Raw genomic sequence first — 13,147 nt, 5'->3', positions numbered from 1 at the left:
CCCGTGTGGGGCACCCTGGAGGCATGGCCCGAGCCAACGACCAGGTCGAGGCGCTGCTCCAGGAGTACGCGGACCTCATCGCGATCCGGGGCGGGGCGGCCTTCAAGGCGCGCGCGTACGAGAAGGCCGCTCGTGCCGTCGGGGGCTACCCGCTGGACGTCTCGACGCTCGACGCCGAGGGGCTGCGCGAGATCCCGCACGTCGGCAAGTCGCTCGCCGACAAGATCCTCGAGTACCTGCGGACCGGCCGCATGTCCGTGGTCGAGGAGGCCAGGACGTTCGTGCCCGCCGGAGTGCGCGAGCTGATCACGATTCCGGGGCTGGGGCCCCACAAGGCCATGGTCCTGTACGAAGAACTGGGCGTCACCTCCGTCGACCAGCTGCTCGACGCCATCCACCACGAGCGGCTGCGCGATCTGAGGGGCTTCGGCGAGCGGACCGAGGACAAGATCCTGCACGGCATCTCGGTGCTGCAGAAGGCCGGTGAAGGCCGCATCCTCGTCAGCGCGGCCATGGACATCGCCGAGCAGCTCGTCGCCGAGCTGTCGGACATCCCCGGGTGCGTCCGCTGCACGTACGCGGGCTCCCTGCGCCGCATGAAGGAGACCATCGGCGATGTCGACATCCTGGTGGCGGCGCACCGCTCGGCTCCGTTCATGGACGCCCTCACCGCCCTCCCCGCCACGGCCGAGGTCATCGCGCGCGGGGAGAAGAAGACCTCCGTACGGACCGCGACAGGTCTGCAGGTGGATCTGCGCGTCCTTCCCCCGGACTCCTGGGGCGCGGGTCTGCAGTACTTCACCGGCTCCAAGGCACACAACATCCGCACCCGCGCACTCGCGGTGCGCCAAGGCCTCAAGCTCTCCGAGTACGGGCTCTTCGACGCCGAGAGCGGCGCGAGCATCGCCTCGGCGACCGAGGAGGCGGTCTACGCCCGGCTCGGACTGCCCTGGATACCGCCGACGCTGCGCGAGGACCGCGGTGAGATCGCGGCCGGGCTGCGCGGTGAACTCCCCGACCTCCTGACGGAGCAGGACATCCGCGGCGATCTGCACACGCACACCGACCTCACCGACGGGCTGACCCCGCTGGAGGACATGATCGCCGCCGCTGCCGCCCGCGGCTACGCCTACTACGCGGTCACCGACCACGCCCCGAACCTGTACATGCAGCGCATGACCAGCGAGAAGATCCTCGCCCAGCGCGAGCGGGTACGAGCCCTGGACGGCACCTACCACGGGATGCGGCTGCTGCACGGCACGGAACTCAACATCGGCCCGGACGGCACCCTGGACTGGCCGGACGAGTTCCTCGCGGACTTCGACATCTGCGTGGCCTCCGTCCACTCCCACTTCGACCAGAGCAGGCAGGAGCTCACCCGCCGGCTCATCCGCGCCTGCGAGAACCCGAACGTGGCCGTCATCGGCCATCCCACGACCCGCAGGATCGGCAAACGCCCCGGCATCGACGCCGACTTCGACGCGGTCTTCGAGGCGTGTGCGCGAACGGGTACCGCGCTGGAGATCAACGCCCACCCCGAGCGGCTCGACCTGTGCGACGAGGACATCCTGAGCGCGAGGCGGTACGGCGTGAAGTTCGCGGTGGACTCCGACGCGCACGCCGCCACGCATCTGCCGTACATGCGCTACGGGGTGGGTACGGCGCAGCGCGGTTGGCTGACCAAGGACGACGTCGTCAACGCCTGGCCGCTGACGAAGCTGCGACGGTTCCTGGGCAGGAAGGGCGCCTGACGGAGGTCGTCGGGCGGGCGCGGGCCGGCCGGCCGTCGCGGGCCGGCCCGCCCGGGCCCTTTCGTCAGCCGACCTGGACCGTCACCGTGCTGCCCGGGGCCACGACCTGGCTCACGTAGGTGTACGTCAACCCGTCGACCACCTTGGTGAGAGCCGGCCGTGCCACCCCGTCGACCGTGACCGTGGCGTACGTGCCGGGGAAGCGGGCCTCCCAGGTGTACGGGGAGCTGCCCGAGCCGTGCGTGAGCGAGGACTTCGTCGCCCCGTCGTGGCGCAGGGAGAAGGCCGAGCCACCGACCCGCAGGTCGTCGATCCGCAGCCAGTCCATGCCCGACGGCAGTCGGGACTGGGTGCTCAGGGTGCGCGCCGGCGCGTTGGGCGTGACCCCCATCAGGCCCTCGACGGTCTGGCCGACCAGGGTGAAGGAGACCTCGGGATAGTCCCCGTTGGTGCCCTGCTTGGTGTTCACGTGCTGGATGTCCTTGCGGTCGTAGACGTCCTTCATCCACTTCCAGGCGGTGTCGTTGCGGTTGTTCCGGAAGAAGGTGTCCGGCAGGTAGGTAAGGGCCTCGATGTTGGAGGGGCGCCCCGACCCCGAGGCCTGCTGGTCGATGTAGTCCAAGTAGGCCTCCCGGCGGGCGCCGGGTTCGACGATCTGCTTCATCGGCATGAACCAGCTGTTCTCCTTGCCCCAGCCGGTCAGTGCCCGCCCGTCCGTGGTGTAACCGCGCACCATGTTCGCGCCCGAACCGGTGCCGCTCCAGGTCGAGTTGAAGTACGCCTTCAGGTCCCGCGCCTTGGCCTCGTACCGGTCGGCGAGCGCGCAGTCCCCCTTGGAGCGGGCGAGAGAGGCCATCGCCACGTACGCCTGGTACTGGGAGCCGATCGCGTCGCCCGCCTCGGCGAGGGGCTCGCTGCTCTGCTCGTTGTAACTGGCCGTGCCCTGGAAGATGCCCTGGCCGGTGCCCTCGGCCACCTTGACGGCGCCGTTGTCCTTGAGTCCGTCGTGCAGCGTGACGAACTCGTCGGTGGCATGCCGGTAGAAGTTCCACAGGGCCGGGTCGTCGATGTAGGAGCGGTCCCCGCTCCAGCGGTACGCCTCCTCGGACTTCTGCACCAGCTCGAAGGTGGCGGGCACCTCGCGGACGAAGTTCGTGGGGCTCTTGTAGTCGATCGAGAGGTAGGTCTTGGTGTCGAAGTTGAACGCCCACGCCGGGTAGTACTTGTGCGCGCGGGTGGCGGACGCGGCGAAGGAGCGGAGCATCGCCTTGTTCTCCGCGTGCAGGCCGAGGACGCCGGCGCCGGCCAGCTGGTGGGCCATGTCGCGCGAGTAGTAGCCGCTGCGGTTCGCGTAGCCGGCCCAGTAGGAGGCGGCGTAGGCGCCGGTGCCGCTGCCGCCCGTGTGGCCCTCGTCGACGTTGAGCGGGCCCTGGGTGCCGGGCAGGTGGACCCAGCTGTTGGCCTTCCGCTTGGACCAGTCGAACATTTCGACGATCTTCGGGTCGGAGGAGCTGATGCGGGGGTCCGCGGGGGAAGCGGGGGAGAGCATCACGTCGTCCGCGTTGACCCAGCCGTCTCCCGATTCGAAGGCGATCTCCAGGGTGTCCCCGGGGGCGAGGGCGATCCGGCTGAGGGTGTAGCGGCGGTAGTTGGAGGCGCTCGGCAGGGTCTGAGCGGCGGCGACCGCGCCGTTGACGCGGGCGACGTACCGGCCGTTCGGCCCGCCCGTCGCGATCCAGGCGGATATGTCGTACGCACCCCGGCCCGTGGCCGTCACGGTCTGGGACACCTTCATGCCGGGCCCGCCGTCGAGGTAGGCGAGCCGCGCCGCGCCGTGCGGGTGGTTCGTGGCGACCCCGGTGCCGGAGGTGAACTGCCAGCCCGTACGGCCCTGTTCGAAGCCGGGGTTGGTGACGGTGAGCGGGGCGCGCGCGGCGGGTGCCGCGGGCGCGGCCTGCCCGGCGGCCGCCCCCGGCGGCGCCGCCGCCGATGCCTGGCCGCCGAGGGCGAGCGGGGTGAGCGGGACGAGCAGGGCGAGGGCGGACAGGAGTGACACACGGGAACGCGTCATCGGGTTCTCCCGGATCGGAGTGGGGTGGCCGTGTGGTGGGGCGGCCGGTCTGCGCGGAGCAGGGCGGGCGGCACGCTAGCAATGCCCTCTGAAGATTTGCAATGACCTTGTCAGAATTGCCTGCTGGATCGAACTGAAAGTTTTCATTGAAGTCTTGCAAGTGAGGCGAGGGCGTGGTTACAGTCCTGGCCAGTCGGGTTCCGCAACGGTGCGAGCAGGGGTGGTTCAGGTATGGAACTGGAACGTCGAAGAGTGCTGCAGATGGGTGGGGCCATCGCCGCGGGAGCCGGGCTCACCGGCCTGACCGCCTGCTCGGGCAGTGGGGACACGGGCCAAGGCGGAACCAGCGGCGCGAAGGACAAGGGCAAGATCGCGGTCTGGTCCTGGCAGGGACCGGCCGCCGAGCTGAAGGCCCTCGTCCCGGAGTTCAACAAGAAGTACCCCGAGATCGAGGTGACGGTCGAGGACATCGGCAACCCGGCGATCTGGGACAAGATCACCACGGGGCTGGCGGCCGGCGGCCAAGGCCTCGCGGACGTCCTGCACATCGGCGTCGACTACCTGCCGGGCTACGTGGAGAAGTTCCCCGGCGGCCTCGCCGACCTCGCCCCGCTGGGTGCGGAAGCCTACCGGGACGCCTTCGCCCCGGGGCTGTTCCAGACCGTGTGCCCCGACGGCAAGCGCGTCAACGCCCTTCCCTGGGAGGCGAACTCGGCGGGCTTCTACTACCGCGCCGACGTCTTCGAGAAGGCCGGGGTCGACGCCGGCGCCCTGCAGACCTGGGACGAGACCATCGAGGCCGGTAAGGAGATCAAGGCGAAGACCGGTACCCACCTGCTCGGCATCGACAAGCCCGCCTCCCAGGCCGACGCCGCCAACTTCTTCCAGATGCTCCTGCAACTGCAGGGCACCTTCTACTTCAACCTCGCCGGGGACATCACGCTCGACTCCCCGGAGGCCCTGAAGGCCATGACCCTCATCAAGGCGATGAACGACGCCGGCCTGGTCAGCGACCTCTCCGGTGGCTGGAACACCCTGATGAGCTCCCTGAAGCAGGGGACCGCGGCCGTCCTGCCCATGCCGACCTGGTTCGGCGGCGTCGTCGAGGAGCAGGTCCCCGATCAGGCGGGGAAGTGGAAGGTCCGGCTTCCCCCGGCCGTACGCCGGGGCGGCGCCACCGCGGCCACGGTCAACTCCACCCACCTGGCCGTCGCGGGCAGCAGCAAGCACCAGGCCGCCGCCTGGTCCTTCATCGAGTTCGTCCTCACCCGCCCGGCCTCCCAGATCCAGATCTACAAGGCCAAGGGCATCGCCCCCGCCCTGATGAAGGCCTACGACGACACGGCCTTCCACGAGCCCTCGCCGTTCTTCGGCGGCCAGAAGAGGGGCGAGGTCTTCCTGGAGGCCCTGAAGGCCCCCTCGCCCGCCTTCAACTACACCGCCGACTACGCCCGCGCCCTCAAGCTCGTCACCGACGCCCAGTCCAAGGTGCTACTGACCGGTGCCGACCCCGCGAAGGTCCTCAAGGAGGCCGCCGACCAGCTCGGCCGGCAGACCGGACGCAAGGTCTCCCGATGACCACGACGCTCACCGGCCGCACGGCTCGGGCCGTCCCCCCCAAGGGGACGGCCCCGCGGTCCAGGCCCCGCCGGCGCGTCGCCCCGTACTTCTTCGTGCTGCCCGCGCTCCTCCTCTTCGCCGCTTTCAAGATCTACCCCATCGGCCGGTCCTTCGTGATCAGCCTCCACAAGACCGTCGGCGGGACCGAGCAGTTCGTCGGCGCCGACAACTACACCAGGCTGCTGGGCGATCCGCTGTTCTGGACCGCCCTGAAGAACACCGCGGTGATCCTCGTCGTCCAGGTGCCGGTCATGCTGGCCCTGGCCACCGGGCTCGCCGTGGCCCTGAACTCCAGGCTGCTGCGCGGCCGCGCCGTCTTCCGGCTGGGCTTCTTCCTGCCGATGGTCACCGGCCTGGTCGCCTACGGGGTCATCTTCTCCGTCCTGCTCAACAAGGACTTCGGGCTGCTCAACTGGCTGATGGATCTCGTCGGCCTGGACCCCGTCCCGTGGCTGACCGACCCCCTGTGGGCGAAGGTCTCCCTCGGTCTCGCACTGACCTGGCACTACACCGGATACAACGCGGTGATCCTGCTCGCCCGCCTGCAGTCCGTGCCCGCCGAGCTGTACGACGCGGCGGCCGTGGACGGGGCCGGCGCATGGACGTCCTTCCGGCACGTCACCCTGCCGGGTCTGCGCCCCGCGCTGCTGCTCACCACGGTGCTCTCCACCATCGGCACCCTGCAGATCTTCGACGAGCCGTTCGTGCTCACCGGCGGCGGCCCGGACAACGCCACCCTCACCATCGGCCTGTACCTGTACCAGAACGCCTTCAAATACTTCGACTTCGGATACGCCTCCGCCATCGCCTACGCCCTGGCCGTCCTCATCGGGATCCTCGGCCTGATCCAGTTCCGCCTCCTGGGTGAGAAGACGTGACCGCCCGCCACCGCGGCAGGAGCATCCTGCTGACCTCCGGACTCGCCATCGCCCTCGCCGCCGTCGTGCTCCCCTTCTACTGGGTCGTGGTCGCGGCCACCCACAGCTCCCATGAGATCTTCGACAATCCGCCGCCGTTGCTGCCCGGCGGCCACCTGGCGGCCAACCTGCGGACGCTCCAGGAGACGGCGCAGTTCGGGCGGGTGCTCCTCAACTCCCTGCTCATCGCGGTCGTCTACACCCTGTGCGCGGGAGTCGTCTGCACCCTGGCCGGATACGGTTTCGCCAAGTTCCGCTTCCGCGGCCGCGAAGCCCTGTTCGGGCTGCTCATGCTAGGGCTCGTGATCCCCGCCCAGGTCACCCTCGTACCGCTCTTCCAGATGATGGCCGAACTGCACTGGCTGAACACGTACCAGGCCGTGATCATGCCCAACCTGGCCCTGCCCTTCGGCATCTTCCTGATGCGCCAGGCGATGGCCGCGCTCCCCGACGAACTCCTCGACGCCGGACGCATCGACGGCTGCGGTGAACTGCGGCTGTTCTGGAAGGTGGTGCTCCCGCCCATGAGGCCCGCGCTGGCCGCCCTGACGATCTTCCTCTTCCTCTACCAGTGGAACGACTTCATCTGGCCGCTGATCGTCCTGCGCGACAGCGCCTCGTTGACCATCCCGGTGGCCCTGGCCTCCCTCCAGGGCCTCGACGACACCGACTACGGCGCGATCCTCGCCGGAACCGCGGCCGCCGCCATCCCGATGGCCCTCGTATTCCTGGCGCTCCAGCGCCAGTTCGTGTCCGGCCTCCTCGCCGGCGCCGTGAAGGAGTGACCGTGCAGACCACCACCGCCTCGGCGGGCGACACCGAGGCCGTGACCACCGCGGGGCTGGCGCCCGCCCGCGACGAGCCGCTGCTCGACGGGGTCTCGATCGCCGTCCTCGCCCATGCCCTCGGCGTCCAGCCCGCCTGGACGCTCGGCGAACTCACCGGCGGACTGCGCGTGCTGGAAGTACGGGCCGACGGCGCCCCCGTCGAGATCCGCTTCTCCGTGCCCCTCGGCGACGCCGCCGGATACTGGCACCCCAAGGGCGCCTGGCAGCGCACCCTCCTCGCGGACTGGGAGGGCCGCTCCCGGGTCTCGCTGGTCGACGGACACGCCGCCGGCTGCCTGTACGACCACACCGGCGCCACTCTGCTGACCTTCGCCGCGGCCGACCCGATCCCGGAGGCGACCCTGCGCTTCGGCGTGTCCGAGGAGAACGACACCCACGTCGTCCACCTCCGCCTGCCCGCCTCGCGGCATCCCCACCGGATCCTGCTCGTCCCCCGCTCGCCGTCCGTGGCCGTGGCCACGCGGGCACTGCGCGCCTGGTTCCGCGCCGCGATCGTCCCCATGCCGGTGCCCGAGGGGGCCCGCACCCCCGTCTACTCCACCTGGTACGCCTTCAACCAGGACGTCAGCGCGGCCGCCGTCGAGACCCAGGCCGAACTGGCCGCGGGCCTCGGCTGTGGCGCCCTGATCCTCGACGACGGCTGGCAGGAGCTGGGCCACGGCCGCGGCTACGCCGGCTGCGGTGACTGGCGGCCCGACCGGGCCAAGTTCCCGGACTTCGCCGGGCACGTGGCCCGGGTCCGGGCCCACGGGCTGAGCTACCTGGCCTGGGTGGCGCCCCTGCTGCTCGGCCCCGGGGCCGACTGCCACGAACGGTGGGCGCACTGCGCCCCCGCCCCCTCCACCGTGCCCGGCGCGCACGTGCTCGACCCGCGCCGCCCCGAGGTGCGCGCCCACGTCGTCGACGTCTGTGTCCGGCTGGTCCGGGCGTACGGTCTCGACGGACTGAAGCTCGACTTCCTCGACCAGGCCATGGTGTACGCGCAGGACGGCGCGGGCGATGTCGGAGCGGCCATGGTGGCCTTGCTGACGGAACTGCGGGAGTCCCTGGAAGCCGTACGCCCGGGCCTGCTGCTGGAACTGCGCCAGCCCTATACGGGACCCGGCATGGCCCCCTTCGGCAACATGCTGCGCTCCTTCGACTGCCCGGCGGACGCGACCGCCAACCGGGTCCGCACCCTGGACACCGCACTGCTCGCCGTCGGCGGCGCCGTCCACTCCGACATGCTCCTGTGGGCGCCGGACGCGCCCGTGGCGGCGGTGGCCCGGCAGCTGATCGGCGCCCTGCACGCGGTGCCGCAGATCTCCGTACGGCTGGACCGCGTACCGCAGGCGCACCGGGAGAGCATCGGCTTCTGGCTGCGGCAGTGGCGCCTGCGCCGGGAGCTGCTGCTCGACGGGGAGGTGGAACCGGGCCGGCCCGACGAGCTGTACCCGCTGGTCCGGGCGAGCGCGGGGGACCACTGCCTGATCAGCGTGCACGGTGACCGGGTCGTCCCGCTGGACTTCTCCGCGTACCGGCACTTCCATCTGGTCAACGGCTCGGACCGGGACCGGGTGATGGTGGAGGTGCGGGGCGGCGGGGGCCGCGTCATGGGCGCGGTTCACGGGCCGGACGGCCGTATCATGGACGGTCCGCCGACGTATCTGCCGGAGGGAGCACGCTCGCTGGCGGTGCCGCGCGGCGGTCTGGTATCGCTCACGATCACGGAAGGACCGCGATGAAGGTCGGGATCACCGAGGTCGCAGCTCGCGCCCAGGTCAGCGAGGCGACCGTCAGCCGGGTGATCAACCGACGCCAGGGGGTGTCGAAGAAGACCCGGGACGCGGTCGAACAGGCCATGGCGGAGCTCGGCTACGAGCGGCAGACGCAGGGTCAACTGGTCGCTGTGATCACCGAGTTCGTGTCCAACCCGTTCTTCGCGGATGTGGCCGAGCGCATCGAGTCGGCACTCGCCCCGCACGGACTGAAGACCGTCCTGTGCCCCGCCTTCCCGGGCGGAGTGCAGGAGCGGGACTTCATCTCCGCGCTCGTCGACAAGGGTGTCGCGGCCGTCGTCTTCCTCTCGGCGTCCAACACCGTCGAGGGGGCCGACACCGAGACGTACGAACTGCTGCGCCAGCGCCGGGTCCCCTACGTCGGGATCAACGGCGAGTTCGCGGACGGGGTGCCCACGCCGGTCTTCTCCACGGACGACGCGCTCGCCGCCGAACTGGCCGTCGACCACCTCCATCGGCTGGGCCACCGCAGGATCGGGATGGCCTCGGGGCCGGCGGGCAACCAGCCCGCCGACCGCCGGGTGCGGGGCTTCCTGGAGGCCATGGCCAAACGGGGCATCGAGGACCCGGAGCGCTGGGTCGTGCGGCAGTCCTACACGGTGGAGGGCGGCCAGGCCGCCGTCGGCCCGCTGCTGGCGCTGGGCGCCACCGCGATCGTCGCGGCGAGCGACTACATGGCCCTCGGCGCGATCCGGGGCGTCCGCCGCCAGGGGCGCTCGGTGCCCGGCGACGTGTCGGTCGTGGGCTACGACGGTTCGGCCATCACCGAGTTCACCGATCCGCCCCTGACCACGGTGCGCCAGCCGGCCGACCGGCTGGCGCTGGAGGTGGGCCGCAGCGTGCTGGCACTCGTAAGCAACCGGGACGTACCGACGGGAGAGCTGCTGTTCGATCCCGAACTGGTCATCCGGGCCACCACCGGACCGGCTCCCGAGGAGCCCGGAGCCTGATCCGGGCCGCGGCCCTCAGTGCTCCTCGCCCGCGACGAGGAGTTCACCCACCGCCTCCGCGAGGACGGTGCGGGCCGCGGCGGGCATGCCCGCGTCGGTCACGAACCAGTCGGCCTGCTGCAGCGCCGCGAAACCGCTGAGCCCGACCACCCCCCACTTGCTGTGGTCGGCCACGACGGCGATCCGCCGTGCCGAGGCGACCAGCGCCCGGTTGGTCTGGGCCTCCGTGAGGTTGGGGGTGGTCAGCCCGGCCTCCTCCGTCACCCCGTGCGCCCCGAGGACGAGCAGGTCCACGTGGAGGGAGCCGATCACCAGGTCGGCGAGCGGGCCGACCAGCGCGGCCGAGGGGGTGGGGCAGCCACCGGTGAGCAGCAGGGTGGGGGCCGCGGCCCCGACGTCGCGGCCGGCGGCCCGTACCAGGTCGGCCACCGGAAGGGAGTTGGTGACGATCGTGAGCCGCGGGACGCCGAGCAGCCGGGCGGCGACGGCGTGCGCGGTGGTTCCGCCCGAGACCGCGACCACGCTGCCCGGCTCCACCAGGGCCGCGGCCGTCGCCGCGATGGCGGCCTTCGCGGCCCCCTCCAGATCGGACTTGGCGTCGAAGCCGGGCTCGTGCCCGCTGGTCACGGCGGTGGCCACGGCCCCGCCGTGCACCTTCTCCACGGCGCCGCTCCGGGCGAGGGTGTCCAGGTCCCGGCGGACCGTCATGTCCGAGACGCCGAGCTGCCCGACCAGGTCCGCCACCCGTACCGAGCCGTCGCGCCGGACCGCTTCGAGGATGAACGCGCGTCGCTGATGGGCCAGCTGCGCAGCCTGCTCGGCCACGAGGTCACTCCCGGGTATCAGGGGAATCCGGTCAGGAAGCAACAACATAGCATGCATGTGCTGTTTGATTCTGGAGGAATCAAGGCCGACAGACTGTTGATTTGTTTTGAAATCTGTTTAGTCTTGGCGGGTGAAGAAGACCCTCTCGAAACTCGCGGACGGCCGCGAACTGATCTACTTCGACAATGACGAGACCGCCGTACGCGACGCGCCCGACCTGCGCCCGCTGGACCGGGTGAGCAGTCGCCCGGAGCTGCGGCGCGACGAGGCGACCGGCGACTGGATCACCATCGCCTCCCACCGCCAGGCCCGCACCTACCACCCGCCCGCCGGCGAGTGCCCCCTCTGCCCCTCCAGGGACGGCCGGCTCGGCGAGATCCCCGCCGCCGACTACGAGGTGGCCGTCTTCGAGAACCGCTTCCCCTCCCTCGCGGGCGAGGCCGGACGCTGCGAGGTCGTGTGCTTCACCCCGGAGCACGAGGCCGGATTCGCCGACCTCACCCCGGCCGCCGCCCGCCTGGTCCTGGACGCGTGGACCGACCGCACCGCGGAGCTCTCCGCCCTCCCGGACGTCGAGCAGGTGTACTGCTTCGAGAACCGCGGGGCCGAGATCGGAGTGACGCTCGCCCACCCGCACGGCCAGATCTACGCCTTCCCCTTCGTCACGCCGCGCACCGCCAAGATGACGGCCGCCGCGGCCGCCCACCGTGCCGCCACCGGACGCAACCTCTTCGAGGACCTGCTGTCGGGCGCCCGCGCCGCCACCGAGCGGGTGGTGACCGCCGGGGAGCACTGGACCGCCTTCGTGCCCTACGCCGCCCGCTGGCCGTACGAGGTGCACCTCTACCCGCACCGCCGGGTCCCCGACCTGACCTGCCTCACCGACGCCGAGCGGGCCGAGTTCCCCGGCATCTACCTGGACCTGCTGCGCCGGTTCGACCGGCTGTTCCCCGTACCCGGGCAGTCGCGGGCGCCGGCCCCCACCCCGTACATCTCCGCCTGGCACCAGGCACCCCGCACCCAGGGCGCCGAGCTGGCCCTGCACCTGGAGCTGTTCACCGTCCGACGGTCTCCCGACAAGCTCAAGTTCCTCGCCGGGACGGAGTCCGGGACGGAGGCGTTCATCAACGACGTGGCTCCCGAGGCGGCCGCGCGACGACTTCGGGAGGCCCTGTCGTGAACCGGACCGCTCAGTGGGACGACGACAGCCGGGCCGAGGGGGTCGCGGACGATTTCCGGCGGCTCTTCGGCGGTGCCCCGGACGGGGTCTGGGCTGCGCCGGGCCGGGTCAACCTGATCGGCGAACACACCGACTACAACGACGGGTTCGCCCTTCCGATCGCCCTCCCGCAGACCACCCTGCTCGCCGCCCGCGGCCGCACGGACGGGCGGCTGCGGCTGCACAGCGCGCAGGGCGACGGCCGGATCACGGACCTGGTGGTCGCCGGCCTGGCCCCCGGAGTCGTGACGGGCTGGACGGCCTACCCGGCCGGTGTGGTCTGGGCACTGGCCGAGGCGGGACACGCGGTCGGGGGCGCGGACCTCCACTTCGACAGCACGGTGCCGACCGGCGCCGGCCTCTCCTCCTCCGCGGCCCTGGAGTGCGCGGTCGCCGTCGCGTACGACGGGCTGTACGAACTGGGCCTGACCGGACCCGAGTTGGCCCGGATCGCGCAGCGCGCGGAGAACGGCTTCGCCGGCATCCCCTGCGGGATCATGGACCAGATGGCCTCGGTCTGCTGTACCGCCGAGGCCGCCCTCCACCTCGACGCCCGTACCCCGGAGAGCCACCGGCAGGTCCCCTTCGACCTGCGGGGCCAGGGGCTGCGGCTGCTGGTGATCGACACCCGGGTCACCCACGACCTCGGCGACGGGGCGTACGCCGCCCTGCGCGCGGGCTGTGAACGCGCCGCAGCCCTGCTCGGCCTGCCCGCCCTGCGAGACCTGTCCGCCGATGAACTCCCGCAGGCCCTGCGAGCCTTGCCGCCGGAACTCGCACCACTGGTCCGCCACGTGGTGACCGAGAACGTGCGGGTCACCGAAGCCGTCACCCGGCTCCGGGAGGGGAACGCCGCGGCACTCGGCCCGATCCTCACCGCCGGCCACGCGTCGCTGCGCGACGACTACCGCGTCTCGTGCCCGGAGACCGACCTCGTCGTGACCGCGGCGCTGGGCGCCGGGGCACTCGGCGCCCGGATGACCGGAGGCGGCTTCGGCGGCTCCGTCATCGTGCTGGTGGAAGCCGGGCGGGAGAGCGCGGTCGGCGGGTCCGTCACCGCTGCCTTCGCGGCCGCCGGCCACCGCCCCCCGCGCATCCTCGAGGCCGCCCCCGCCGCGGGCGCCCGCAGGATCAGGCCGGCGCCCGGGACGCCGTAGCGGGGGCCCGG

General features: G+C 71.5%; 10 protein-coding genes. 8 read left to right on the top strand and 2 right to left on the bottom strand.

The genetic code is table 11. The features are described 5' to 3' along the window. Window positions 1–23 precede the first annotated feature (23 nt). Window positions 24–1,751: a DNA polymerase/3'-5' exonuclease PolX gene (gene polX, locus J7F03_RS26560; RefSeq protein ID WP_214953730.1), complete on the top strand. Its 1,728-nt coding sequence runs from the start codon at window positions 24–26 to the stop codon at window positions 1,749–1,751. Window positions 1,752–1,815: 64 nt separating this feature from the next. Here polX and J7F03_RS26555 read toward each other — a convergent pair whose 3' ends face one another. Further along, the gene (locus J7F03_RS26555) at window positions 1,816–3,822 is read right to left on the bottom strand and encodes a hypothetical protein (RefSeq protein ID WP_214953728.1); all 2,007 of its coding nucleotides are present in this window, start codon (window positions 3,820–3,822) and stop codon (window positions 1,816–1,818) included. 231 nt (window positions 3,823–4,053) lie between these two features. Here J7F03_RS26555 and J7F03_RS26550 point away from each other — a divergent pair, with 231 nt between their 5' ends. The 5 genes from J7F03_RS26550 to J7F03_RS26530 are packed head-to-tail and all read left to right on the top strand — an operon-like array spanning window position 4,054 to window position 9,935. Further along, window positions 4,054–5,400 (top strand): ABC transporter substrate-binding protein, encoded by a 1,347-nt coding sequence (locus tag J7F03_RS26550; RefSeq protein WP_214953726.1) that lies wholly within the window; start codon window positions 4,054–4,056, stop codon window positions 5,398–5,400. Beyond that, entirely contained in the window at window positions 5,397–6,320 is a 924-nt protein-coding gene (locus tag J7F03_RS26545) for a carbohydrate ABC transporter permease (RefSeq protein ID WP_214953724.1), read from the top strand. Before J7F03_RS26550 ends, J7F03_RS26545 begins: the two co-directional genes overlap by 4 nt. Continuing rightward, the gene (locus tag J7F03_RS26540; protein WP_214953722.1) at window positions 6,317–7,144 is read left to right on the top strand and encodes a carbohydrate ABC transporter permease; all 828 of its coding nucleotides are present in this window, start codon (window positions 6,317–6,319) and stop codon (window positions 7,142–7,144) included. The genes J7F03_RS26545 and J7F03_RS26540 overlap by 4 nt, the downstream gene beginning before the upstream one ends. 2 nt (window positions 7,145–7,146) lie before the next feature. Next, window positions 7,147–8,931, top strand: a complete 1,785-nt coding sequence (locus tag J7F03_RS26535) for a glycoside hydrolase family 36 protein (protein WP_214953720.1) — start codon at window positions 7,147–7,149, stop codon at window positions 8,929–8,931. Continuing rightward, window positions 8,928–9,935: a LacI family DNA-binding transcriptional regulator gene (locus J7F03_RS26530; protein ID WP_214953718.1), complete on the top strand. Its 1,008-nt coding sequence runs from the start codon at window positions 8,928–8,930 to the stop codon at window positions 9,933–9,935. Before J7F03_RS26535 ends, J7F03_RS26530 begins: the two co-directional genes overlap by 4 nt. Window positions 9,936–9,950: 15 nt before the next feature. Here J7F03_RS26530 and J7F03_RS26525 read toward each other — a convergent pair whose 3' ends face one another. Continuing rightward, complete coding sequence (locus tag J7F03_RS26525) at window positions 9,951–10,760, bottom strand: DeoR/GlpR family DNA-binding transcription regulator (protein ID WP_308379974.1); 810 nt, start codon at window positions 10,758–10,760, stop codon at window positions 9,951–9,953. Between the two features lie 130 nt (window positions 10,761–10,890). Here J7F03_RS26525 and galT point away from each other — a divergent pair, with 130 nt between their 5' ends. Further along, window positions 10,891–11,940: a galactose-1-phosphate uridylyltransferase gene (gene galT / locus J7F03_RS26520; RefSeq protein ID WP_214953714.1), complete on the top strand. Its 1,050-nt coding sequence runs from the start codon at window positions 10,891–10,893 to the stop codon at window positions 11,938–11,940. Then, window positions 11,937–13,136 (top strand): galactokinase, encoded by a 1,200-nt coding sequence (galK, locus tag J7F03_RS26515; RefSeq protein WP_214953712.1) that lies wholly within the window; start codon window positions 11,937–11,939, stop codon window positions 13,134–13,136. Before galT ends, galK begins: the two co-directional genes overlap by 4 nt. Window positions 13,137–13,147: the final 11 nt, after the last annotated feature.

Source organism: Streptomyces sp. ISL-43, assembly GCF_018614195.1.
Classification (GTDB): Bacteria; Actinomycetota; Actinomycetes; order Streptomycetales; family Streptomycetaceae; genus Streptomyces.
The sequence above is the reverse complement of the archived record's forward strand: the minus strand, read 5'-3'. Positions and strand labels throughout refer to the sequence as shown.

What these genes read in the sequence shown, in the direction of transcription:
- J7F03_RS26555 (WP_214953728.1), bottom strand. Translation starts at nt 3,822, where the DNA reads ATGACGCGTTCCCGTGTGTCACTCCTGTCCGCCCTCGCCCTGCTCGTC.
- polX (WP_214953730.1), top strand. Translation starts at nt 24, where the DNA reads ATGGCCCGAGCCAACGACCAGGTCGAGGCGCTGCTCCAGGAGTACGCG.
- J7F03_RS26530 (WP_214953718.1), top strand. Translation starts at nt 8,928, where the DNA reads ATGAAGGTCGGGATCACCGAGGTCGCAGCTCGCGCCCAGGTCAGCGAG.
- J7F03_RS26545 (WP_214953724.1), top strand. Translation starts at nt 5,397, where the DNA reads ATGACCACGACGCTCACCGGCCGCACGGCTCGGGCCGTCCCCCCCAAG.
- J7F03_RS26550 (WP_214953726.1), top strand. Translation starts at nt 4,054, where the DNA reads ATGGAACTGGAACGTCGAAGAGTGCTGCAGATGGGTGGGGCCATCGCC.